20 protein-coding genes are annotated in these 23,010 nt (G+C 70.3%); 7 read left to right on the top strand and 13 right to left on the bottom strand.

The window, feature by feature from the left end; translation table 11 throughout:
- Positions 1–3: 3 nt before the first annotated feature.
- The 7 genes from H6726_10495 to H6726_10465 all read right to left on the bottom strand — a co-directional run bounded on the left by H6726_10495 (position 4) and on the right by H6726_10465 (position 7,204).
- Positions 4–402, bottom strand: a complete 399-nt coding sequence (locus H6726_10495) for a PilZ domain-containing protein (GenBank protein MCB9658067.1) — start codon at positions 400–402, stop codon at positions 4–6.
- 22 nt (positions 403–424) lie between these two features.
- Positions 425–1,330: a haloalkane dehalogenase gene (locus H6726_10490; GenBank protein MCB9658066.1), complete on the bottom strand. Its 906-nt coding sequence runs from the start codon at positions 1,328–1,330 to the stop codon at positions 425–427.
- Positions 1,331–1,417: 87 nt separating this feature from the next.
- Positions 1,418–2,410: an MBL fold metallo-hydrolase gene (locus H6726_10485; GenBank protein ID MCB9658065.1), complete on the bottom strand. Its 993-nt coding sequence runs from the start codon at positions 2,408–2,410 to the stop codon at positions 1,418–1,420.
- Between the two features lie 185 nt (positions 2,411–2,595).
- Positions 2,596–3,996: a protoporphyrinogen oxidase gene (gene hemG, locus H6726_10480; protein MCB9658064.1), complete on the bottom strand. Its 1,401-nt coding sequence runs from the start codon at positions 3,994–3,996 to the stop codon at positions 2,596–2,598.
- A 4-nt stretch (positions 3,997–4,000) separates the two neighbouring features.
- The gene (gene hemE, locus H6726_10475; GenBank protein MCB9658063.1) at positions 4,001–5,032 is read right to left on the bottom strand and encodes a uroporphyrinogen decarboxylase; all 1,032 of its coding nucleotides are present in this window, start codon (positions 5,030–5,032) and stop codon (positions 4,001–4,003) included.
- Positions 5,033–5,058: 26 nt separating this feature from the next.
- Positions 5,059–6,333, bottom strand: coding sequence for a bifunctional folylpolyglutamate synthase/dihydrofolate synthase (locus tag H6726_10470; GenBank protein MCB9658062.1), 1,275 nt, complete (start codon positions 6,331–6,333; stop codon positions 5,059–5,061).
- Positions 6,334–6,364: 31 nt separating this feature from the next.
- Complete coding sequence (locus tag H6726_10465) at positions 6,365–7,204, bottom strand: acetyl-CoA carboxylase carboxyltransferase subunit beta (GenBank protein MCB9658061.1); 840 nt, start codon at positions 7,202–7,204, stop codon at positions 6,365–6,367.
- A gap of 177 nt (positions 7,205–7,381) precedes the next feature.
- Between H6726_10465 and H6726_10460 the strand changes: the two genes are divergently transcribed.
- The 4 genes from H6726_10460 (at position 7,382) to H6726_10445 (ending at position 11,601) form a co-directional block, all read left to right on the top strand.
- Positions 7,382–8,713 (top strand): hypothetical protein, encoded by a 1,332-nt coding sequence (locus H6726_10460; protein ID MCB9658060.1) that lies wholly within the window; start codon positions 7,382–7,384, stop codon positions 8,711–8,713.
- Between the two features lie 61 nt (positions 8,714–8,774).
- Complete coding sequence (locus H6726_10455; GenBank protein ID MCB9658059.1) at positions 8,775–9,698, top strand: hypothetical protein; 924 nt, start codon at positions 8,775–8,777, stop codon at positions 9,696–9,698.
- A 77-nt stretch (positions 9,699–9,775) separates the two neighbouring features.
- A complete protein-coding gene (locus H6726_10450; GenBank protein MCB9658058.1) occupies positions 9,776–10,822 on the top strand; it encodes a Gfo/Idh/MocA family oxidoreductase in 1,047 nt (348 codons plus the stop codon).
- 101 nt (positions 10,823–10,923) lie between these two features.
- The gene (locus tag H6726_10445) at positions 10,924–11,601 is read left to right on the top strand and encodes a hypothetical protein (GenBank protein MCB9658057.1); all 678 of its coding nucleotides are present in this window, start codon (positions 10,924–10,926) and stop codon (positions 11,599–11,601) included.
- 113 nt (positions 11,602–11,714) lie between these two features.
- On the opposite strand, the gene pgeF is transcribed toward H6726_10445, so the two are convergent.
- Genes pgeF through H6726_10430 form a run of 3 tightly spaced genes read right to left on the bottom strand, consistent with a single transcriptional unit; the run spans position 11,715 to position 15,370 of the window.
- Complete coding sequence (gene pgeF / locus H6726_10440) at positions 11,715–12,494, bottom strand: peptidoglycan editing factor PgeF (GenBank protein MCB9658056.1); 780 nt, start codon at positions 12,492–12,494, stop codon at positions 11,715–11,717.
- A gap of 7 nt (positions 12,495–12,501) precedes the next feature.
- Entirely contained in the window at positions 12,502–13,512 is a 1,011-nt protein-coding gene (locus H6726_10435; protein ID MCB9658055.1) for a 2-oxoacid:ferredoxin oxidoreductase subunit beta, read from the bottom strand.
- Position 13,513: 1 nt separating this feature from the next.
- The gene (locus H6726_10430) at positions 13,514–15,370 is read right to left on the bottom strand and encodes a 2-oxoacid:acceptor oxidoreductase subunit alpha (GenBank protein MCB9658054.1); all 1,857 of its coding nucleotides are present in this window, start codon (positions 15,368–15,370) and stop codon (positions 13,514–13,516) included.
- A gap of 137 nt (positions 15,371–15,507) precedes the next feature.
- Here H6726_10430 and H6726_10425 point away from each other — a divergent pair, with 137 nt between their 5' ends.
- Both H6726_10425 and H6726_10420 read left to right on the top strand, forming a co-directional pair.
- A complete protein-coding gene (locus H6726_10425) occupies positions 15,508–16,131 on the top strand; it encodes a phosphoribosylanthranilate isomerase (protein ID MCB9658053.1) in 624 nt (207 codons plus the stop codon).
- Between the two features lie 259 nt (positions 16,132–16,390).
- On the top strand, positions 16,391–17,104 hold the full coding sequence (locus H6726_10420) for a hypothetical protein (protein ID MCB9658052.1): 714 nt from the start codon (positions 16,391–16,393) through the stop codon (positions 17,102–17,104).
- 195 nt (positions 17,105–17,299) lie between these two features.
- Here H6726_10420 and H6726_10415 read toward each other — a convergent pair whose 3' ends face one another.
- From H6726_10415 to H6726_10405, 3 genes are all read right to left on the bottom strand, one after another.
- Positions 17,300–17,947 (bottom strand): universal stress protein, encoded by a 648-nt coding sequence (locus tag H6726_10415; GenBank protein ID MCB9658051.1) that lies wholly within the window; start codon positions 17,945–17,947, stop codon positions 17,300–17,302.
- A 295-nt stretch (positions 17,948–18,242) separates the two neighbouring features.
- Positions 18,243–18,572 (bottom strand): four helix bundle protein, encoded by a 330-nt coding sequence (locus H6726_10410; GenBank protein ID MCB9658050.1) that lies wholly within the window; start codon positions 18,570–18,572, stop codon positions 18,243–18,245.
- Positions 18,573–21,284: 2,712 nt separating this feature from the next.
- Positions 21,285–21,605: a hypothetical protein gene (locus tag H6726_10405; GenBank protein MCB9658049.1), complete on the bottom strand. Its 321-nt coding sequence runs from the start codon at positions 21,603–21,605 to the stop codon at positions 21,285–21,287.
- Positions 21,606–21,776: 171 nt separating this feature from the next.
- Here H6726_10405 and trpB point away from each other — a divergent pair, with 171 nt between their 5' ends.
- The gene (gene trpB, locus H6726_10400) at positions 21,777–22,991 is read left to right on the top strand and encodes a tryptophan synthase subunit beta (protein MCB9658048.1); all 1,215 of its coding nucleotides are present in this window, start codon (positions 21,777–21,779) and stop codon (positions 22,989–22,991) included.
- Positions 22,992–23,010: the final 19 nt, after the last annotated feature.

The following is a 23,010-nucleotide window of genomic DNA, read 5'->3' as shown; positions in this document are numbered from 1 at the left end:
ACGCTAGCCACCCCTGCGCCCGAACGTGCCCGGGAGAGGAGGCGGGAGCGACCGACCGTGGGCGCCGAGCAGCTGACGCAGGTCGTCGACGGCGACGTCGGGCTTGTAGCGGATGGCGAAGCGCGCGCCCTCGAGGTCCTCGACGATGCGCACCACCTCGCCGGCGAGGTCCTGCTGCGCGCCCTCCAGCAGCAGCGTGACGAACACCGTCTGGCGCACCTTGAGCCACTTGGGCCGGGCGAGCTCGCCCAAGTCGATCAGCGCACCGCTCGAGCTGATGTCGATGATGTCGAGGACATAGTCCACCTCGGACCGGCGTACGCGGACCTGACCCATCAGCGCATAGCGCTCGGCGCGCGGGGTGCGAGGCGGCTCGGAGGGGTGCTGCTCGGGTTCGTCCACCCCGAGAGCATACCTCACGTGCTCAGCGTGGCGGCGTCGTGCGCGCGACGAGGTCGTTGACCGCTGCGGCGAACTCGTCGGGCGCGTCCTCCTGGACGAAGTGTCCTCCGCGCAAGGTGACGTGCGGCTGCCCCTTGGTGCCCGGTACCCGCCCGGCCACGTAGCGGTCGGCACCGCGCGTGATGGGGTCGCCATCGGTGAAGGCGAGCAGGAACGGCTTCTCCCAGCGGTCGAGCACCTCCCACGCGCGCAGGTTCGCGGGGGCGGCGGGGTCGCGGGGGCTCGCGGGCACCAGCGACGGAAACGCACGGGCGCCGGCTTGGTGTCGCTTGCTGGGAAACGGCGCGTCGTACGCAGCGCGCTCGCGAGGGGTGAGCGTCCGCTTGGTGCCCATGGCCACGATGGCGCCCACCGGGAGCACTGGGCTCTTCTCGGCGAACGCGCGCCAGAGCTTGAACGCGCGCGGGAGACTCCGTTCGCCAGTGGGGAGCATGCCGTTGCTGAGCGCGATGCGCGCGAAGCGGGCCTCGTTCTCCGCCGCGACGCGCAACCCGATGAGCGACCCCCAGTCCTGACAGACCAGCGTGACGCCCTGCAGATCGAGACGCGTGACGAAGTCGGTCATCCACGCGACGTGCTGCGCGAACGAGTAGTCACCGAGGCGGGTGGGCTTGTCGGACTTGCCGAAGCCGACCAGGTCGGGCGCGATGACGCGGTTCCCGGCCTCTGCGCACAGGGGGATCATGTGGCGGTAGAGGTACGACCACGAAGGTTCGCCGTGCAACATGAGGACCACCGGCCCGTTGCGCGGCCCCTCGTCCACGTAGTGCATGCGCAGCGCGGGCTCGCCCACCTCCACGTAGTGGGGCGCGAACGGGTAGTCCGGCAGGTTCAGAAAGCGGTGGGCTGGGGTGCGTACGAACTCCATGGCCCGATGGTACGCCGGCGGGCCTCGTCGGTGGACGTTCCGTCGTACGGCGCGCGCGGTGGCCCCAGGCACACCAGGATCCGGTGCTCAGCGCGCCTTGCCCGCGTAGCGGGCCATGGCGGCGAAGCAGGGCACGGCGCTCTTGCGCGGCGGTGCGCCGCTGAACTCGCGGTAGAGCGTGTCGACGTTGACGACGATGCGCTCCGCCTCGCCCCATGCTGCGTAGTCCGCGAGGGAGATGGCGCGCGCCGCCGTTGCCACGTCGAGCCCTGCGTCGAAGCAGCTGCGCGCCTCCCGCGCGAGGTACTCGAGGTACTCGCGCATGCGCGCCACGTCGGCCTTCGTAGCGAGCGGACCGTGACCGGGCACGACGGTGTGGACGTCCATCGCCTCGACTCGGCGACACGCCGCGATCCAGTTGGACACCGGCCCCTCCCACACGACGGGGTGCCCACCGACGAACAGGATGTCCCCCGTGTAGACCACTCCGTCGTCGGGCACGTGCACGATGACATCTCCCTTGGTGTGCGCCGGCCCCACCTCGATCAGTTCCACGCGCTTGTCTCCGACGCGCAGCGTGAGGGCGTCGTCGAAGGTGCGTGTGGGCAACACCAGCTCGATCTCGTCGAAGTGGAACGCGCCGAAGATGTCCACCACGAACGGGGCAGCCTCGATCACATCGGGCAGCATGGGGACGCGCACCGCCCGCGCGAGGCGCCCCACTCCGTCCGCCACGCCACCAAAGCGCTGCGTCAGGCGGGCCACGCGGTTCAGTGTGGTCATGAGCCCGGGCGTGACCTCGCTCATCTCTTCCGCCGAGCGGCGCGACGCGATGATCTCGGCGTCGCGCACCAGCTGATTTCCCCAGCAGTGGTCCCCGTTCGCGTGCGTGTTGACGACGGTGCCGATGTGCCGCGCCGCGCCGACGGCGTCTCGCATCACCCGCAACATCTCGGCCGTCAGGCGGACGTCGAAGAGGGTGTCCACCAGCAAGCTGGCTTCGCCGTCGCAGATCAGCCCGGCGTTGTTCCAGCCCCAGGAGCCGTCGGGTTGGAGGTAGGCGTAGCAGCCGCGCCCCAGGTCCTCCAGTCCACGCGTATACGCTCGCTCGTTCATGGGGCCGGGATAGCACGCCCCACGCTCCTCGCAGGCGGCGTGTCATCCCGGCGCCCACGTGCTGGCCGCGGCGCTACGACGGCATCATGGGGGCGGTGCCAACGACGAGCACGTCCGCGCACGCGCGGCACGGAGCACGCTGCGGCCCATCACGGCATGGGCGGCGACGCATGGCCCGAGATCGCGCCGGCCGCCATGTCAGCGGAGGCGATCACATCCGGCATGCCGACGCCGCGGTACGCGCCCCCCACCAGGTGCAGCCCCGGTCGGGCAGCCACGGCCGCTTCGACGCGCGCCACGCGCTGCAGGTGCCCGACGTGATAGCGCGGCATGGCGTCCTCGTAACGGTCGACGCGCACCAGGTCGGGGGAACGCGTGAGCCCCAGCCACTCACGCAGCGCAGCCCGCGCGAGCGTGACGAGGCGCGCGTCCGGCTCACGGTGAACGCGGGGGTTGGCGTGCCCACCGAAGAACACGCGCAAGAGCGCGACGTCCTCGGGCGCGCGCCCGTCCCACTTGGCGCTCGAGAAGGTGCAGGCCATCACGGCGCGCCGCTCCACGGACGGGACGACGAAGCCATAGGCGTCGAGTGGCCGCCCGAGCGCCGACATGGGTACGGCCACGGTGACCGCCGCCGCGCTCCCCAGCGCAAAGGCCCGCAGCTCGCGCGCGAGGTCCGCCGCGAAGGGCCCCACCAGGCGAGCGACGTGCGGCGCCGGCAGCGCGAGCACGACGTGCTGGGCCCAGAGAGACCGCGCCTCACCGCCCTGCTCGAACGCCACCCGGTAACCGCCCCGCTCGGGGGTCAGCGTCGCCACCCGCGCCCCCACCTGCGCGTGGGCCCGCACCCTGTCGGCGAGGGTGTCGGTCAGCTCCTGCATACCGCGCGGGAGGCTCACGAACAGCCCGTAGCGCGCGCCGGCCGAGACCTCGCCGGTGGCCTGTGCCGCGCGCGCGAGGTGGTGCGCGACGCCACCAGGCAGCTCGGCGTCGAGGAAGCGCGGCATGGTGGCGCGCAGGCTCAGGACCTCCGGGTCCGCGCCGTAGATGCCCGCGGCCAGCGGCTGCGCCAGCCGCTCCAGCACCTCGCCGCCGAAGCGCCTGCGCACGAAGCCCGCCAGGCTGTCGTCCTCGTGGATGCGCGCGGGGACCACCGCGTCGGCCAGCGCGCGCAGCTTGGCGGCGGCGCCTAGAACCGGAGAGCGCAGCAGCGCACGCATGTCCGTGGGCGCCAAGATGGAGAAGCCCTCGGGGATGCGCTCGAGCCGTCCGCGCGTGACCACGTAGGCCCCGCTGGCGCCGCTGCGGGTGCGCAGGAGGCGCGGCCCGAGGCCCAGCTCGCGGGCCAGCGCGACGCCCGCGGGCTTGGTGGTGATCATCGACTCGGGTCCGCGCTCGATCACGAAGTCGTCGACGCACTCGGTGGTGACGAGTCCCCCGAGGCGCGAGCTGCCCTCGAGCAACGTGACCTCGCGGCCCGGGTCGTCCGTGAGCAAGCGGTACGCGCACGCGAGCCCGCCCAGCCCGCCGCCCACCACGACCACGCTCATCGGGTCAGCGCCCCCGCGCGAGCCGCTCGCTCGTCTCGTGTACGTGGTCGATCAGCGCGCGCACCTGCGCGGGGTCGGCCTCGGGCATGATGCCGTGGCCCAGGTTGAAGATGTGCCCGGGGCGCCCCGCGGCCTGCTCCAGCACCTGGGTGGCGGCGCGGAACATCACCTCACGCGGAGCCAGCAGGTAGGCCGGGTCCATGTTGCCCATGATGGCCGTCTCGCCCAGCTGGTCCCACTGCGCGCCGAGTGGCACGCGCCAGTCCACGCCGATGACGTCTCCTCCCGCGCGCTGCATGAGCGGGTAGAGCGCGGGGTTGCCCGTGCCGAAGTGGATGGACGGCACGCTCTTGTCGAGGCCGTCGAAGATGCTCTTCACGTGGGGGAAGACGAAGCGCTCGTAGTCCGCAGGCGAGAGGCAGCCGACCCAGCTGTCGAAGAGCTGCAGCGCCTGCGCGCCTGCGCGCACCTGCGCGTTGAGGTAGGCCGTGATGGCGCGCGAGAGCTTGCTCATGAGGGCGTTCCACAGCCCCTCGTCCGCGTGCATGAGCTTCTTGGTCTCGTAGTAGTTCTTGCTACCGCCGCCCTCGATGGCGTAGCTAGCGAGCGTGAAGGGCGCGCCCGCGAAGCCGATCAGCGGCACCTTCAGCGCGCGGCGCGTCTGCCGGATGGCCTCCATCACGTAGCCGAGCGACTCGTCCGGGTCGATGGTCTCGGCGACGGCGTCCACCTGCGCGGCCGTGCGGATGGGCTTCAGGATCTTCGGTCCGTGGTCGGCCTTGAACTCGAAGCCGATGTGCAGCGGGTCGAGCACGAGCAGGATGTCCGCGAAGATGATGCCCGCGTCGGCGCCCAGCTGCTCCGCGGCCAGCACGGTGACCTCGCACGCAAGCTCGGGCGACTTGCACAGCTCTATGAAGCTCACCTTCTCGCGGATGGCGCGGTACTCCGGCTGGTAGCGGCCGGCCTGCCGCATGAGCCACGCGGGGGTGAACGAGGTCGGTCGGCGGGCGCAGGCGTCGAGGAAGGTGCTCATGACGGAGCCCTATAGCAGCGGGGCGCTCACATGGCGATCGGGGGGTCGCAACGCAGCCCGAGGATGTCTGCGCGCACCTCGCCCAGCAGGTGGATGGAACCCGCCACCACCACCAATCCGTCGGGGCCCGCCAGCGCGTTGGCCCGCTCGAGCCCCGCGTGGACGGTGCTGGCCACGGTGCCCGGGCGGATCTTGCGGAACTTGTCGGCGCGTGCTGCGCGCGTGACCCGTGGCGTCACGTAGACGCGCTTGTCCACCACGTCGTCGAGGGCGGCGAGCATGGGCACGTGGTCCTTGTCCACCATGGCGCCGAAGAGCAGCACCACGCGCCCGGGGTGTGCGCGCCGGACCAGCTCTTTGGCGAGCGTGCGGCAGCCGTCGGGGTTGTGGGCGGCGTCCAGCAGGTAGGCGGGCTTGCCGTGCTTCTTGGGGATCCACTCGAGGCGCCCTGGCCAACGCACCTTCGCGAGCCCGGTGCGGATGGCGTCGTCAGGGACGTCGAGCCCTTTCCCACGCAGCGCGACGAGGGCCGCCACGGCGCAGGCCGCGTTGTCGGGCTGGTGCCCACCCAGCAGGCCCAGGCTGATGTCGTCGATGTGATGCTCACGCACCGTCGCGCGGTAACGCAGACGCCCGCGGACGATCCCCGTCTCGGTCAGCCCGAAGTCCTTGCCGATGCGCCACGAGGTGGTGCCCACGCGCTGCACCCGCTCGGTCAGCACGGCGGCGGCCACCCGGTCGCGCACACTCGTGACCAGGGGCGCACGGGCCTTGATGATGCCGGCCTTCTCGCGCGCGATGGAGCGCACGTTGTCGCCGAGGATGTGCGTGTGATCGAGCCCGATGTTGGTGACCACCGTCACGGTCGGCGTGACCACGTTGGTGGAGTCGAGCCGGCCCCCCAAGCCCACCTCGAGCACCACGACGTCGCAGGCGTGTTCGCGAAAGGCCTCGAAGGCGGCGACGGTCGTGTACTCGAAGAAGGTCAGCGCCGGCAGCCGCGGGTCATCACGTAGCGCGAGCAGGCGGCGCCCCAGCTCGGCCTCGCCGATGGGCCGGCCGTTGATGCGAATCCGCTCGGCGTAGCGGTGCAGGTGCGGCGAGCTGAACCACCCCGTGCGCAGCCCCGCCGCGCGCAGCGCGCGCTCCGCCATGGCGCACACGCTGCCCTTGCCGTTGGTGCCCGCCACGTGCAGGTAGCGCAGCCCTGCGTGAGGGTTGCCGCGCACCTTGAGCGCGCTCTGCATGGGGCCGAGGCCGAGCTTCACGCCCCGGCTCTCGAGGCCGTACATCCATGTCAACGCCGCTTGGTACACGAGGGCTTGGGGGGCTTCAGTCGAGCAAGTGGTCGAGCGTGCGGGCGATGGTGGCGCGCATGTCGTGACGCTCGGCGATGATGTCCAACATGCCGTGCTCGAGCAAGAACTCCGAGCGCTGGAAGCCGTCGGGCAGGGTCTGCCGGATCGTGTTCTCGATCACCCGCGGCCCGGTGAAGCCGATCAGCGCGCGCGGCTCGGCGATGTTCACGTCGCCCAGCAGCGCGAAGCTCGCGGCGACGCCGCCTGTGGTGGGGTTCAGCAGCACGCTGATGAACGGCATGCCCGCCTCGCGCAGGAGCCCCAGCGCGGCCACGGTCTTGGCCATCTGCATCAGGGACAGGGCCCCCTCCTGCATGCGCGCGCCGCCAGAGGCGCTGAGCAGGATGACCGGCTGCTTCTGCTCGGCGCCGCGCTCCATCATGCGGGTGATCTTCTCCCCGACCACGGAGCCCATGGAGCCGCCCATGAAGCGGAACACGAAGCAGCCGAGCTGCACGGGGCGCCCGCCCATGGTGCCCGAGCCGGCCATGAACGCGTCGTTCACGCCCGACTTCTTGATGCTGCTGCTGAGGCGCTCGGGGTATGGCTGCGAGTCCACGAAGTGCAGCGGGTCGAGGGAGCGCAGGCCCTCGTCGTGCTCCGTCCACGAACCGGGGTCGATCAGGTACTGGACCCATGCCTCGGCGCTCAGCCGGTAGTGGTGACCGCAGCGCGGGCAGACCTCGAGGTTGGCGGTGAACTCCTCGGCCTTGAGCGTCTCGGCGCAGCCTTCGCAACGGCGGAACACGCCGCGACCCAGGCTCTTCTTCTCCGATGCATCACCGACCGGCTTCTTCTTTGCGAACAGCGCCATGAGGGCTGGCAGGTAGCACGAAGCCCAGGGCCGGAAAAGGACGAGCCTCTACCGGCCGGTCGGCCAGGGCCCGCATCGCGACTGACACTCGGACCGCCTCCCCCGCAGCTCACGCACAGCCGCCGCTCACCACACTCGGCGCACGGGGGAGAAATCACGCCGTGGTACGGTGGCGGCATGCGCCTCGCCTGGATGTCCTTCGTGGTCGTGGTGGCCATCGGCTGCAGCGAGCCCGCGGTGTCCCGCGCCCCGGTCTCTGCAACGGCCGCGAGTCCCAGCGGCGAGGGCGCCCCCAGCGACTGGCAGGCAGAGCCGGTCGCGCACCAGGAGATCCCCGTGACCCATCCGACCGACGGCCCCGCGCGCCAGCTCGCGCCACCCCACCACACCCTGGCAGTGGGCTCGCAGTTCAGCTGCGCGCTCCGCAGCGGGCGCGTGTACTGCTGGGGTGGCAACTCGGACGGAGCGCTCGGGGTGTCCGGCGATCAGCCGCGCACGCGCCCGGTGGAGGTCCCGGGCCTGCGTGACGTGGTCTCCCTCGCCGCGGCACGCCTGCACGCGGCTGCGCTGCACGCCGACGGTCGGGTCTCGTGCTGGGGCTCGGACACGTTCGGGCGCGTGTCCGGCGTGCCCGCGTCGTTCGGCGCGAAGCCCCCGACGGTGGTCCCGGGCATCGACGACGCCATCCAGGTGGCGCTGGGCGAGAACCACTCCTGTGCGCTGCGCAGAGACGGATCCGTCTGGTGCTGGGGCTACGACCGCATGGGCGAGCTGGGCGACGGGCGCCTCATCGAAGACGGCAACCAGGCCAGCCCTCCAGTCCGTGTCGCGGGGCTCCCCCCTGCCTCGTCCATCGCTGCGTTCGGCGAGCTGACCGCGGCCGTCGTGGACGGCGAGGTCTACTTCTGGGGCATCGGGGCGTACCGCATGGTGAACACGGGCGGGAGCGGCAGCCTCCCCCGCGCTCCGGTTGCGCCCGAGGAGCTTCCGCCTCAGCGTCTCGAAGGCCTGTCTCGGGTGGCGCGCCTGGTGATTCATCGACACCACGGGTTCGCACTGACAGACGACGGGCGTCTGTTCGCGCTGGGCATCGCGCCCGTGGCGTACGGCATCGACCCCGACCTGCCCGCGCCCACGGGGCCGCGCCCGACGCCTCGCAGCCCGCTCGAGTGGGGGGTGGGCGAGGTGCGCGGGCTGGGATCCGTGACGCAGGTGGCGACGGGCGCCGGGCACGCGTGCGTGCGTCTGGCCGACGGCACCGTGCGGTGCTGGGGAGCCGGTGGCAGCATGCCCGGCGCGGGGCCGCGGGGTGATGGGCTGGTGGACTACCGCCTCCCGCCCAGCACGCTTGCGCTGGGTGCCGACGAGGTCGCCGCTGGAGCCGATCACGTCCTCGCGCGCGCGGGCGACACGCTGTGGGCCTGGGGCAGCGGCTGGGCCGGCCAGCTGGGCCAGGGCAGCACGGAGAGCACGGCGACGGCGGTGCGTGTGTCGTTCGAGGGCCAGTGAGATGAGCTCGATAGACGAGATGCCAGCACGACCTTCCGCCCCAGATACACAGATGGCGTCGGTGATCGAGTCCGTTGTGGAGTGGCGTGCTGCAAAGCGCGGGGTGTTGGAGGCCGAATACGTCGAGCGGTCGGGCCTGTCCCGCGTCGAGCACGGATTCGACGCACGAGGCACGCTCGTGGCAGAGCGCTCCGCGGCTGGTCCCGGCGAGCTGATCTACCTCGAGCACCGGGATGAACACGTGGTCGCACACCTGACGCGGGGGGATGGATGGACACCCTACGCCTTGCTGGTGCCACATCGTGGCGCACTGCGGCTCGTCGCCAGGTGGCCAATGTGGAGCGCTACGGCCCCCCCCACGCGCTGGACCTACGTGGACGGCCAACATGGCGTCGAGCGCGCTACGCTCCACGAGCCTTCCGGAGAAGCGCTCGAGGTCCACTACGAGCGAGACGCGGCAGGCACGCTGGTGCGCGTCGTTCAGCACGACGTCAACGGAACGATGCTCCTATGGCCGGTGCCGAACGCGGCAGAGTCGAAGCGGGCGGTAGCAAAGATTGCTGAACTCCGAGCGCCTCTCGGCCGTAGGCTCCAGGAGCTCTCGTCGACCAGTGAAGGCTTCGCGGTGCTCTCCTATGGCTATGACTCCTTCCTGCCCCCCGTGCTTTCTTGGCTGAACGCCGGAGAACCGTCCCAGGACCTCATGGTCGGCGAGTGGCGGCACACCGACCTGGGCTATCTGCGGCCCGAGGAAGCCGAGGAATGGGTAGCGCTGAACGACGCCGTCGCACGCAAGCCCCGCGCCACGGCAAAGGCGCTGGTGGACCTGGCCCGAGCGCTCCGCACGGAACTCGCGACGCAGGGCCTGGTCGCGTACGTGGTCGCGCTCCCACTCGAGGTCGAGGCGCGGCAGGAGAAGCTGCTGAAGGGGCAGCTCACGCGCGATGAGCAGGACGTCCTCCGACGATGGGGCATCATGCGGTAGGGGTCGATGCGACGTGTCGCCTTCCATTAGAACGACGGTGGCGACGCGCGCCCAGCACTTAAGGTAGCGTAGCGCGCATGGCCAGCAGGGAGCTCTCGTCTCCGGTCCGCATCGGCGTGCTCGGCGCAGCGCGCATCGCCCCGTTCGCGCTGATGGCGCCCGCGCGGCAGCTGCCCGAGGCCAAGGTGCTGGCCGTGGCCGCGCGCGACGTGCGGCGGGCTCGCCAGTTCGCGCGCAAGCACGATGTGCAGCTGGCGTTCGGCAGCTACGAGGCGCTGCTCGAGAACCAGCACGTGGACGCCGTGTACAACCCGCTGCCCAACTCGCTGCACGCGCCGTGGACCGTGAAGGCGCTGGCCGCCGGCAAGCACGTGCTGCTGGAGAAGCCGTTCACCTCCAACGCCGACGAGGCCGCCGAGGTGCTGGCCGCGAGCGAGCGCCACGGACGCGTCGTCGTGGAGGCCTTCCACTGGCGCTTCCACCCCATGGCGGCACGCATGGTGGAGCTGTGTCAGCGCGGCCCTTACGGGCGGATCGAGCACATCGAGACCTCCATGTGTATCCCGCTTCCCATGCCAGGGGACATCCGCTTCCAGCTGGGGCTCGCCGGCGGCGCGATGATGGACACCGGGGCCTACGCAGCGCACATGCTGCGCCAGCTGAGCGGCGAGGAGCCGACGGTGAAGGGGGCGCGGGCGACGCTGATGAGCCCCGGGGTCGACCGCGCCATGGAAGCCGACGTGTCCCTCCCGAGCGGAGGCACTGGCCGGCTGCGCTGCTCGCTCCTGTCGCGGCGCCTGCTCGACGTCGGTGTGCGCGTGCGCTTCGAGCGCGGCGAGCTGCGCGCGTTCAACCCCGTCGGCCCCCAGCTGGGACACCGCCTGCGGCACCGAGTCCACGGCCAGCGGTGGGTCAGCGAGACGTTCCCGCGGCGCGCGACCTACACCTATCAGCTCGAGGCATTCTGCGCGCGCCTGCTGCACGGGACACCCCTGCCCACCGTCGCAGACGACGGGCTGCGCAACATGCAGCTCATCGACGCCGTCTATCGCGCCGCTGGCCTCACGCCCCGTGGCCAGCCCACCCCTGTGGGCTCGGGGGCATCCACGGAGGCGTCGCGGTGAGTCAGCCCCCGTCCAGAAGGCCCATGGCGTCCCGGCCAACGCCACGCCCGTCGCGCCCGCCCAGCGGAGGTCCGGGCCGGCCGTCCCGACGCCCGCCGTCCATGGCTCCGGGCCCGCGGCGCTGCCCGGTGCATGACCTGGCGCTGTCGCCGGAGGGAACCTGCCTGCGCTGCGGCGGTGAGCCACGCCTCCGCGCGCGGCCCAAGACGGAACCCCTGCTGTCACCCACCAGCACCCGCACGAAGCTCCTGCGCGCGCTGGTCGCCTCGCTCGCGATAGGCGGCCTCCTGCTGCTCAGTGGACGCTCCGATAGCGGCAGCGAGGACACTGCGCGCGGCCTCGTCGTCGCACGCGACGAGCTCACGGGGACGGCGTCGACGGAGCGAGAGGTGCCAGGGGCCAGGACCGAGATCCCGAGCGAGCCCACGCCAGCGGAGCGCGCGGCAGCGGCCCGGCAGATCCAGGAGCGCCTCCGCGCCGAGGATCAGGAGCGGGCGGAGGAGGCGCGCCATCAGGCGCGTCAGCGTGTCCCGGTCGTGCTCTATTCCACGACATGGTGTGGCGTGTGCCGGCAAGCGCGTGAATATCTGAGCGCCAACAACGTGCGCTACACGGAACACGACGTGGAAGCGAACCCGTCGGCTCGCGCAGATCACCTGCGTCTGAACCCCCGCGGCTCGGTGCCCACCTTCGACGTGGGGGGCGAGGTGCTGGTCGGCTTCAGCGATGCGGCGTTCCGCCAGGCGCTGGATGCGGCCGTGGATCGCCAGAGGTTGTAGCGAGGGGTGCCCACCCCCGCCGCTGCGGCGAACTTCCAGCGACCGGGGCCGCATGCGGACGCCCGTCGGCGTCGTCGTACGCGCCCCCAAGGGCACCGATGCGCCTTGCCACGCTACGCGTGGCTGACGATGGCCGCCAGATGCCGCCCCGTGCGGCCCTGGTCGCGCCGATACGAGAAGAAGCGCGCGGCGTCGTCCAGCGTGCAGCCCCCGACGTCGTCCACGCGGGTCACCCCGGCGTGCGTCAGCTGCAAGCGCACGAGCGCGGCGAGGTCCACGTGGGCCTTGCTCGTCTCAGCCGAACGCACGACCACCGACACCCCCGGCTCACACGCCTGCGCCGCCGCGTCCGCGGCCTCGGCCACCTCGTCGCCCACCTCGAAGCGAGCCACGCGGATGTGCGGACCTACGGCCGCGACGAGCGCGGAGGGGTGCGTCCCGAGCTCGGTGCGCATGCGGTCGATGGTGCGCGGCACGATGTGGTTCACGGCGCCACGCCAGCCCGCGTGCACAGCGGCAACCGCTCCGGTGTCCGTGTCGGCCAGCAGGATGGGCACGCAGTCCGCTGTGCGCACCCCCACGGCCAGGCCCCCCGCGGGCGCGATGAGGGCGTCGTGCTCCTCCTGCCGCACCACGCGCGGGTCTTCGCTTGGGGCGACCAGCCGCACGCTCACGCCGTGCACTTGGCTCACCTCGAACAGCTCGTCGCGCCCGTACGGCACCCGCGCCGCGAAGCGGATGTGGTTCTCCCACACGCAGGCTTCGTCGTCGCCCACGCTGCGCCCCAGGTTCAGCGTGTGGTAGGGCGCGTCGCTGACGCCGCCGCTGCGCAGCGAGAACGCGTGGGCGAACCCAGCGTCCCTCAAGGCTGCGCTGCGGAGGACGTCCGCCATGCCGCGCTCAGGACACCGTCCAGGTGTGGCCCTTGCGCAGCTCCTTGGCCATGTCCGGCGCGCCGAAGCGCTGCACGGCCATCTCGTTCTGCGTCTGCACGCTGTCGTCGTACACCGGCCCGGGGCTGCGGTAGAGCACACCCAGCGCCACGGCGCCGGGCAGGTCCGCCAGCAGGAAGGCCTGCGCCAGGTTCGTCTCGTCGTGCACCAGCAGGTCCGCCTCGGTCACGCCGTCGCCCAGCGCCACCACCTCGGCGGTGAGGGACGTGGCGTTCAGGCGCACGCCCATCTGCCGATTGGCGCCGAAGACGATGGGCTTGCCGTGCTCGAGCCACACCTGGTAGGCGGGGCCCGTCTTCTTGTCGCGGATGTGCTCGAAGATGCCGTCGTTGAACACGGGGCAGTTCTGCAGGATCTCGACGAAGCCGGTGCCGTGGAAGTCGTGGGCCTGCTTGAGCAGGTCGCTCAGGTCCTTGCTCACGTCGAAGCCGCGACCGACGAAGCGGGCGCCCGCGCCGAGGGCGAAGCGCGCCGGCGTGATGGGCTGGTCCACCGACCCGAGCGGGCTCGAGGGCGTGACCTTGCCGACCGTCGTGGTGGGCGAGTACTGGCCCTTCGTCAACCCGTAGATCTGGTTGTTGAAGAGCATGATCTGCATGTTCAGGTTGCGCCGCAGCACGTGCATCAGGTGGTTGCCGCCGATGCTGAGTCCGTCGCCGTCACCCGTGACCACCCACACGTTGAGCTCCGGGTTGGCCAGCTTGACCCCCGTGGCCACCGCGGGCGCGCGCCCGTGGATGGTGTGGAAGCCGTAGGTGTTCATGTAGTACGGGAAGCGGCTGGAGCAGCCGATGCCGGAGATGAACACGGTGTTGTCGGGCGTCGCGTTGCAGTCGGGGAGCACGCGCTGCACGGCCGCCAAGATGGCGTAGTCGCCGCAGCCCGGGCACCAGCGCACCTCTTGGTCGGAGGAGAAGTCGGCGCGCGTGTACGTGGTCTTGGGGACGTTCGGGCTCATCTCACTTGCCTCCTTCGAGGGTCTTCTGAATGGCGCTCACGAGCTCTGAGATACGGAAGGGCTGCCCGGCGATCTTGGCCACCGACTGACAGTCGACCAGGTACTCGGAGCGCAACAGGCGCGCCAGCTGGCCGTTGTTGAGCTCCGCCACGATGACCTTGTCGAAGCGCTTGATGAGGTCGCCCAGCCCGTTGGGGAGCGGCCAGATCTGGCGCAGGTGGTAGTGGCTGACCTTCTGGCCTTCCTTGCGGCAGCGGCGCACGGCCTGGCTGATGGCACCGTAGGTGCCGCCCCAGCCGATGACCAGCACGTCGCCCTCGTCGTCGCCCTGGTCGATGGTGGCGTCCGGGAAGTCGTTGGCCACGTTGGCCACCTTCTGCGCGCGCAGCAGGGTCATGGCGTGGTGGTTGTCGGGGTCGTAGCTGATGTGACCCGACTTCTTGTTCTTCTCGAGACCGCCGATGCGGTGCTGGAGCCCCGGGGTGCCCGGCTTGGCCCACACGCGCGCGAGCGTCTCTTCGTCGCGCAGGTACGGGTGGAAGTCGTCCGTGACCTCCGTGCGGAAGGTGACCGGGAACGGCTTCATGCTCGCCAGGTCCGGGAGCTCCCAGGGCTCGGCGCCGTTCGCGATGTAGCCGTCCGTGAGCAGCATGACCGGGGTCATGTACTTGACCGCGATGCGCACGGCCTCGATCGCCATGTAGAAGCAGTCGCCGGGCGTGGCGGCCGCGAGCACGGGCAAAGGCGCGTCACCGTTGCGGCCGAAGACCGCCTGGTACAGGTCGGACTGCTCGGTCTTGGTGGGCAGACCGGTGGAGGGGCCGCCGCGCTGCACGTCGCAGATGACCAGCGGCAGCTCGGTGATGAACGCGAGCCCGATGGCCTCGCCCTTGAGCGCCACGCCCGGACCCGAGGTGCCGGTGACCCCGAGCGCACCCGCGAAGCTGGCGCCGACCGCCGCCGCGACGGCCGCGATCTCGTCCTCGGCCTGGAAGGTGGTGACGCCGAAGTGCTTCAGCTTGGCCAGGTTGTGCAGCAGGCCAGAGGCCGGCGTGATGGGATAGCTGCCGTACATGATGGGCAGCCCCGCCAGCGCGGCGCCCTGCACGAGGCCCCACGCGAGCGCCTGGTTGCCGTCCACGCTGCGGTACTCACCGGGCTTGAGCTCGGCCTTGGCCACCTGGTAGGCGCCGATGCCGCCGGGCATCTCGGCCGTCTCGCCGTAGGCGTGGCCCGCGTTGAGCGCCGCGATGTTGGCCGACGCGAGGTTCGGGTCCTTGGCGAACTTCTGCTTGAGCCACTCGATGGTGGGCGTGCGGTCGCGGCCGAAGAGCCAGAACATCAGACCCAAGGTCCACATGTTCTTGCAGCGCCCGCCGTCCTTGGCGCCCAGCCCGAACTCCGCCACGGCGGCCAGGGTCATCTTGGTGATGTCCAGCTGGATGACGCGGAAGCGCGCGAGCTCGTCGCCCTCGAGGGGGTTCGACTCGTAGCCGGCCTTCTTCAGGTTGGGCGTGTTGAACGCGCCCTCGTTGATGACCAGCAGGCCGCCCGTCTTGAGCTGCGGCGCGTTCACCTTGAGCGCGGCGGGGTTCATGGCCACGAGCACGTCCGGGTCGTCACCCGGGGTCATGATGTCGTGGTTGGCGAAGTGCACCTGGAAGCCCGACACCCCGTACAGCGTCCCGGTCGGCGCGCGAATCTCGGCGGGGAAGTCCGGGAAGGTGGAGAGGTCGTTGCCCATGAGCGCGGTGGCCGTGGAGAACTGTTGCCCCGTGAGCTGCATACCGTCGCCGGAGTCACCCGCGAAACGGATGACGACCGAGTCGAGCTCTTCGCGCTGGATCGTGCTGGTCATGAAGTGGCTTCCAGAGAAACGTGAGGGGGAGCGGGAGCGCGACCCGTGCCATCCATGGCGGGCCGGACTCCGGCGCAGTGGAATATTGGGGAAGGAGGGAGCGCGCGCCAGCACATTTGTGCAAGATGCAGGCCCAGATGATTGCCGTCACACGCGTCAAGGTCTGCGGGGTGCGCACCCCCGAGGACGCCACCATGTGCGCCGAGTTGGGCGTCGACACCCTGGGCCTCAACTTCTGGCCGGGCACGCCCCGCTGCGTGGACATCCCCGCGGCCCAACGCATCCTGGCCGCGCTGCCCGAGGGCGTGGAGGTGGTCGCCGTGTTCGTGGACCAGCCGCTGGAGTTCATCCAGCAGGTGCGGCGCGAGACTGGGATCACGTGGGTCCAGCTGCACGGCGAGGAGGCCCCGGAGGCCGTGGCCGCGCTGCTCCCCAACGCGTACAAGGCCATCGGCGTGAGCGACGAGTCGCCCCTCGAAGAGGTCCGTCGCTACCCCGGCGAGCACATCCTGCTGGACGCGCGCGTGCCCGGCGCCATGCCGGGTGGTACCGGCGTGAGCTTCGACTGGACCCTGGCCACCAGCGTCGCGGCCGAGCGCAAGCTGACGCTGGCGGGCGGGCTCACGCCGGACAACGTGGCCGAGTGCGTGCGGCAGATTCGGCCGTACCGCGTGGACGTGGCGAGCGGGGTGGAGTCCGCGCCGGGCGTGAAGGACCGCGACAAGGTCGCCGCGTTCGTGCGGGCTGTGCGCGAGGCGTAGGGCGCGGGGTCACGGGGTCACGGAGCACGGGGTCACGGGGTCACTGTGTCCCAGCGTCACTCTCTCACGGTGTCACGGGTTCGCTGTGTCGCGGCGCGCGATGTCTGAGGTCACGGCTAAGCGCGTCGCTGCAACCGCGACCACGCGTGCTTCCACACCGTCCCCGTCGCGGCCCGAGTAGTGCGCGCCGTGATAGAGCACAGGCACGTCACGTGGCACTCTGGAACGCGCGGTGCTGGCGATCACGGCGACGCTACCCATGACGACCCTGACGATCCGACTCGACCCCGCCGCGCTGGACAACGCGGACGTTGACCTCCGCTATGTCCTTCCCGACGCGCTCGCCGAGCGGTCTGGAGGGTTTCTCCGAGCGGACGGGTACGACTACGAGGACGACGACGTGATGGTGGTCTTCCTAGAGGTGGACGCCCCCGATGTTCGGCGCGCGGTCGGGTTCGTACGCGACGAGCTTTCCCAGCAGACGTACCTCGGAAACTCGTTGGCTGACGTGGCGCGCCTCGCGGTCGTCGCTTCCGCGCGTGTCGCGCGCCAAGTCCGTGGTCGCGGCGTCTTCGCGGACGTCACGCTCGAGGTCGGGGTCACACCCGAGGTCACAGGAATCATCCGCGGACCCGCCCCACCCGCTCGTCCCGTCACGGCCCATGGCCTGCCTCGCGCCGCCCTTTGGGATGAGGGCGCGCTTCGCGGCGCGAGCTTCGCGCTCTTCGCGCTCGGACTCCGCACCGACGTCCGCCTGCTGAGCGTGGGCGGGACGCACGCCGATACCACACCTTCCGCCGCCGCCCTCGCCGCGGCGCGTGCCGTCTGGTCCATCCTCGACCTCGAGGTGCCCGCGGCAAGCGTGGCACTCATCGAGCGCTGGGCGTTCGGACCCAACCCCGGGGGCATGGACGAGCTACCGTTCCTTGGCATGGACGCCGCGCAGGGTCGCGACGGCGAAGGAGACGGCTGACGGCTGCGCGTCACACGCTCGACGAAGCCCGCAAGCGCCGCGGCCCGGAGACCGGGATAGACCTATTCCGCAAGTCGGTGGCCGCCTCCCTCACACGGGACGCTAGGGCACGGGGACGCCGGTCACAAGGACATCGTGACCCCGTGACATCGGGACCTCGTGCCACGAGCTTCACCGTCTCCCCGCGCTCTCACCTCACGTCGGAATGTTGAAGCTCGCCGGGTGCGATCCCCTCGACTCCGACCCGCCGTACGTGTGCGTCGCCACGTGCTCACGCGCGTGCACCGCGCACCACGCGTTCAGGTCGCCCGTCTCCTTGCGCTTCGCCACGCAGTCGAGGCACGGCGGCGCGGGCCTGTCGCTCTTGCGAGCGTTCGTGTACGAGCGCGGCTTGGCCACCAGCACGGGGCAGCGCGCCTCGCGCACCAGCATCTCGGCCACCGAGCCGTGCAGCATGCGGTCCATGCCGTGGCGCGCGTGCGTGCCACAGATGAGCACGTGCGCCTCCACGTCGATGCTGAACTGCAAGATGGCCTCGACCGGCGAGCCGATGCAGGTGCGGTACTGCGGGCTCGCCTGCGGCCAGTCGCCCGCACCCACGCACACGGCGCGGAAGTAGTCGCGGACCTCTTCCGGGTCGTCTTCCAGCAGGCGGTTCTCCTCCGTGAGGCGGCGCATCTCGCCCACGCGCCGCGACTGCACGGCGTGCACGATGTAGAGCGCATCTCCGGGGCGCGTGATGCGCACGCCCGCGAGCACGGCGGTGTCGGAGGCGTCGGTGAGATCGACCGCCACGACAATCACCTGGCTCAGGTTGTTGTCTGGTTCGTTCGTGTGTTCCATCGGGAACTCCCTTCGCAGCCGCGGACCGTGCGCCCGCGGCGAGGTGTTCGACGGCGCGCCAACATGGTGGTCGTCGCTTACTAAAGGCTAGCGCGGCGAACCGGCAATCGCACGAACACCCTTGAATTCTGGCCTCCCGGACACTTTCGAGCGCGCCCATCCGCACACATACCGGCGTTCTTCGCTCGCACTGGATTGGATGTGTGCCACCGCGTCGGCTTCCGCGGAAACACGCTCTCGCTCACACTACGTGGGAGCCGAGCCCGCCCAGAAGGCGGACTCGGACCGGCACCGTTCACCGCGGCCTGGTGCGCTTCAGGTAGAGCACCGCCGCGACATGATCGAGCCCCGTGAGCGTCTGCCGCGCCCCCTCGGCGCTCAGCGCCCCGCAAGCGACCGCCACCCGCAACGCCGCCATGGCCTCCTTCGCCTCCGCGTACGCCCCCTGCAGCTTCGCGTCCCGGTTCGCGCCCCGCGCGTACGTCCCCTCGGCGTACTGCAGCGCCACGGAGTGCAGAGCCCGTTCGGTCTGCCGAGCCAGGTGAGGCACCCGGCGGTTCATGGTGCGAATGACGGGCGTCGCCCGCTCGATGGTGGACAAGATGAGGTCTTCGGTGCGTGTCATGGAGAGGCCTTCCTGCGGCGTGGGGCCGCGCTGAAACCCCGCCCCCGGCACGGAGTCGCAGCCCTGTCCCGCCAACCTTTTCCGAGGGAAAAGCGACCCGCAGGGTCGGGCGTGACAGGGCGAGCACCGTGCCACCCTGACCTCTCCCGCGCGGCCCGCCCCAAAGCGTCCCGAGCTTCACCGAGCACCACCACGCCACCCACCCCAGACGCGCCACGAAGGGCACCACGCGACCTGCGCCCCGGTGACCCGTGACCCAGGTCCCATGACCCAGTGACCTGCAGGACTTGGGAAGTCCCCGGTGGATCTGACTGCGCCCTCTGCGACCTTGCCCCGGTTCCCTGTACTGCCTGTGTCCCGCGACATGACCTGTGTCCGGACCCGTGACACTGTGACCCGCTTCGTGACTGAGCCTGTCCAGAAGACGGATTCTCCCGCACCTTCCGACGGCGGGTCGTGCGGCCTGGGCGCTGCGCGATGAACTTCGAAGTCGACGGCGCTCTGGGCGAGCAGACGCGTCGTCGAACGCCGCGATCCACTCGCCGTGTCGCGGTTGCTGGTGATGATCGTGGCGACTCGACCGTTGCGCTCGACAGAGCTGATAGACGTCGCGGCTCTCGTCGCGTGTCATGGGCCTCGGCGCGAAGTCGTCGATATGAGCAGGTCGACGGTCGAGCTCATCATCAGCGCGTCCTGCGAGCTGTCCAGCGGCTCTGCTTGGTCGTCGCGCAGGTCGTCCGGCGCAGGTCATCGCGACCTGGAACGATCGACGCGGCGTGTCCATGGTGCGAGGAACGTCTGCCGACGCCGACGGGGCGGGGATGACGGCGTTGTCTTCGGGGATGGCGGAGCGAGCCTGCGCAAGACGCGCTGGTCGAACAGACCTGCGGACTCTGTCAGCGTTCGATTCTGCGTCCGTTCAGCCCGCGTCCTTCGCGCGCCGCGCTGTGGCGGTGTCGCGTCGATCGATCCGTCGCGAGCAGGAGGGCAACCTCGAACGCCATCTTGCTCTTCTCGGCGACATGATTCGCTGAGCAACGGGTATCTGCCGAGGCGGTTTCGCCGGCCTAGGTCCATGTCGAGTCGTCGTTCACCACTGTCTCCTTCGGGCCTGTTCTGCGCCGTCGCGACGAGTCTGGAAGGCATCACGCCCGGCCGAACCGCGGGTGTTGATCGAGACGCGCGAGAGCACCGCGGCGTCATCGCCTCCATCTCGAACGCCCGCTGAAGCAGCTTCGCCACCGTGGCACGTCAGGACGTCGAACGGAAGTGCGGCGCATCGCGGCGTCGACGCGCTCACGGCCATAGCGGTGCAGAGACGGAGAGCTGGTAGCCCTGTCGCATGCGGGTCACGGGCGATTATCGATCAGCCGCGACATTACTGCCGACGTGCCCTTGACGCGACTCTGTTCGAGGAGGTTGTCGAGGCTGCGCGTGTATCCATCCTTGCCGATTGGTAGTCGTTGGGGTCCGTCGAACGATGACAGGCGTTGCTGCGCCGTCTGATCAGCTCGCCACCGGGTAAAGCTGCACCAACCGACGGTCTCCCGCACGGTCTGGCCGATCTTGTTTCGGCACTGAGTACAGCGCCTCGAGATCGCAGTGATGGTCGGATGCACCTTCTTCGGTCAGCGAACGTCGAAGGTCGTCGTCGGCGCCGGCTTCAGCTTGGCCTCCGCTCGAAGTGTCTCACGTCCGCCTGTCGTCCCGTGCTCACCGGCGACGTCGCGACACCACTGCAGCGCGCTGCGACGCGTGTCCTCGAGGCCCTTGAACTGCTCCCCGTCAGACAGCTCTCGGACGAACGGACTGATTGACGCGCGGCTTGTCCGGGCTGCCGCGCGCGGGGTCCGCGAACCCGCGGGCTGCGCATCTCAAGAACGGTGTTGAATCTCGGAGCGGCGTTCGATCACCATCGTCTTCTGTCGAGACCACGCGCGCGACGACGCTACCGAAATTCCACCTCTGAGACCTGCAGACGCTCGGCTGTCGTCTGCTCGAACGTCAGCCAGACGAACGCATCCGGCTGCACGTCAACGTCACCACCAGGCACCAGAGCGCGCGCCCGGTGTCGTGGTCAGATCGTCCCCATCTTGCGAATCACCTGCGCTCTTCGCCTGGCGGTGTCGTCGACGCGGGAGTCGGCTTCCCTCCCTGCCAGCCGTCGTAGCCAACGGCATGAAGCGCGCATAGTCGTCGACCCGTGACGCAGCGCGTGCACCTTCGCAGTTCAGCGCGCTGCCCCTCCGGGCAGCCACCTGGAGCGCTCTGGGCATCGGCACGCGCGTGGCGCTGGCGCCAGCGGTGACCCTGCACCTCCTGCCATCTGCACCCGCGCATCGTCGGTCCTCCGCGCGTCATGCGTCCACGTACCGTCGCATCGCGGTCCGCGTCTGGGCGATCTGCAGCCATGCCCCGCTTCGACAGCGCAGCACCTCTTCACTTCGATCATCTTCAGCTCCCGATAGGCCATCTGGAGTCGTCGCACGCCCGCTCGCGCGCGACCCAGGGGCCGGGCTCGGTCACCGAACCGAAGGAGCCCTCAGGTGGTCCCTTCAGGCTGCAAATCGGGTGGTCCATGCTCCTGCAAAACACAGGCGCATCCCCCTCGGGTGGTCCCATGAGGCTGCAAATCAGGTGGTCCCATGGGGCTGCAAATCCAGCCCCGGGGGTGGTCCCATGAGGGTGCAAACCGGCACCGTGACCCGCCCCTCAGCGCGTCGGCTTCCTCGGAAACACGCTCTCGCTCACCACCACGTGCTCGTCCGAAGACGGCGGCGACGACGGCATCCGCAGCCCCGGGCTGCTTGGCCGGAGATCCTGCGTCTGGCTGCGCCGCCGCGCGTCCGCCGTGAGCGTCTGCAAGTCCGCGAGCAAGTGTCGGAAGAACTCCCGCATGGCAGGGATGTCGAAGTCCACAGGCAGGCCTTCTCCGTCCACCAGCGTGCCCCCGATGACCCGCCACGGCCCCGGGTGAAAGGACCGTGCCGCCATCAAGCGGGCACGAATCTCAGCTCGTTCTTCGTCGGACATCTCGGTCTCCCATGGCGTGACCCTCGCGCAGCGCCCCGACTGTACCCTCACTCCGGCGCGGACACGAGCGGGAACGGATCCATCGCACCCTGGGGACGCCCGCGCCGCCGACACCACGAAGCAGGCACGCGCCGCTTTCCATGCCGTCCGAAGCGCGCTACCTCTCCAGCGATGTCCACCACCTCCTCACCGGGATACTTCGGGCCGTACGGCGGGCGCTTCGTCGCCGAGACGCTCATGCCGGCCCTCGAAGAGCTCTCCCAGGCCTACGCCACCATCGGGAAGGACCCCTCCTTCCAGGCCGAGCTCGACGCGCTGCTCACGCACTACGTCGGGCGCAAGACGCCGCTCTACCAGGCCAAGCGCCTGAGCGCGGAGGTGGGGCTCGACGTGTGGCTCAAGCGCGAAGACCTGTGCCACACCGGCGCGCACAAGGTGAACAACACGCTCGGGCAGGTGCTGCTCGCCAAGCGCATGGGCAAGACGCGCATCATCGCGGAGACGGGTGCCGGGCAGCACGGCGTGGCGACAGCCACAGCCTGCGCGCTCATGGGCTTGCCTTGCGTGGTGTTCATGGGCGCCGAGGACGTGCGGCGTCAGGCGCCCAACGTGAAGCGCATGGAGCTGCTGGGGGCCGAGGTGTTCCCGGTGCACTCGGGCTCGGCGACGCTCAAGGACGCCATGAACGAGGCCCTGCGTGACTGGGTCACCAACGTCGCGAACACCTACTACTGCGTGGGCTCGGCCGCGGGGCCGGCGCCCTACCCGACCATCGTGCGCGACTTCCAGTCGGTCATCGGGCGCGAGGCACGCGAGCAGATCCTGGAGCAGACCGGCGCGCTGCCGGCCGCGGTGATCGCGTGCGTGGGCGGCGGGAGCAACGCCATTGGCCTCTTCGCGGGCTTCATCGACGACGCCGACGTGAAGCTCATCGGCGTGGAGGCCGCCGGCGACGGGCTGGACACGCCGCGGCATGCCGCGCCGCTCAACGCAGGGCGCGTGGGCGTGCTGCACGGGGCCAAGAGCTACCTGCTGCAGGACGACGCGGGGCAGGTCATCGAGGCGCACTCGGTCAGCGCTGGGCTCGACTACCCCGGCGTGGGCCCCGAGCTCAGCTACCTGAAGGACACCGGCCGCGCGCGCTACGGCGCCATCACCGACGACCAGGCGCTAGCCGCGTTCCAGCAGCTGTGCCGCACCGAGGGCATCATCCCCGCGCTCGAGTCCAGCCACGCGCTGGCCTACCTGCCCATGGTGCGCACCGAGCAGGGCGTGCCCGAGGGTGCGACGGTGGTGCTGAACCTCTCCGGGCGAGGCGACAAGGACCTCGACAACGTGCAAGAGCAGCTGGCCCTCCGCAGCCAGGGCGCGCCCACCACTCACTGAAGAACGAGCCCGAGCAAGC

It is taken from the genome of Sandaracinaceae bacterium (assembly GCA_020633055.1).
Taxonomy (GTDB): Bacteria; Myxococcota_A; Polyangia; order Polyangiales; family Houyiibacteriaceae; genus JADJJE01.
This window is presented reverse-complemented; position numbering and strand designations above follow the sequence as displayed.

Coding starts and splice junctions, on each gene's coding strand:
- H6726_10460 (MCB9658060.1), top strand. CDS start 7,382: ATGCGCCTCGCCTGGATGTCCTTCGTGGTCGTGGTGGCCATCGGCTGC.
- H6726_10415 (MCB9658051.1), bottom strand. CDS start 17,947: ATGGAACACACGAACGAACCAGACAACAACCTGAGCCAGGTGATTGTC.
- H6726_10445 (MCB9658057.1), top strand. CDS start 10,924: ATGGCTCCGGGCCCGCGGCGCTGCCCGGTGCATGACCTGGCGCTGTCG.
- H6726_10430 (MCB9658054.1), bottom strand. CDS start 15,370: ATGACCAGCACGATCCAGCGCGAAGAGCTCGACTCGGTCGTCATCCGT.
- H6726_10425 (MCB9658053.1), top strand. CDS start 15,508: ATGATTGCCGTCACACGCGTCAAGGTCTGCGGGGTGCGCACCCCCGAG.
- hemG (MCB9658064.1), bottom strand. CDS start 3,996: ATGAGCGTGGTCGTGGTGGGCGGCGGGCTGGGCGGGCTCGCGTGCGCG.
- H6726_10405 (MCB9658049.1), bottom strand. CDS start 21,605: ATGTCCGACGAAGAACGAGCTGAGATTCGTGCCCGCTTGATGGCGGCA.
- H6726_10410 (MCB9658050.1), bottom strand. CDS start 18,572: ATGACACGCACCGAAGACCTCATCTTGTCCACCATCGAGCGGGCGACG.
- H6726_10490 (MCB9658066.1), bottom strand. CDS start 1,330: ATGGAGTTCGTACGCACCCCAGCCCACCGCTTTCTGAACCTGCCGGAC.
- H6726_10420 (MCB9658052.1), top strand. CDS start 16,391: ATGACGACCCTGACGATCCGACTCGACCCCGCCGCGCTGGACAACGCG.
- H6726_10435 (MCB9658055.1), bottom strand. CDS start 13,512: ATGAGCCCGAACGTCCCCAAGACCACGTACACGCGCGCCGACTTCTCC.
- H6726_10465 (MCB9658061.1), bottom strand. CDS start 7,204: ATGGCGCTGTTCGCAAAGAAGAAGCCGGTCGGTGATGCATCGGAGAAG.
- hemE (MCB9658063.1), bottom strand. CDS start 5,032: ATGAGCACCTTCCTCGACGCCTGCGCCCGCCGACCGACCTCGTTCACC.
- H6726_10450 (MCB9658058.1), top strand. CDS start 9,776: ATGGCCAGCAGGGAGCTCTCGTCTCCGGTCCGCATCGGCGTGCTCGGC.
- pgeF (MCB9658056.1), bottom strand. CDS start 12,494: ATGGCGGACGTCCTCCGCAGCGCAGCCTTGAGGGACGCTGGGTTCGCC.
- trpB (MCB9658048.1), top strand. CDS start 21,777: ATGTCCACCACCTCCTCACCGGGATACTTCGGGCCGTACGGCGGGCGC.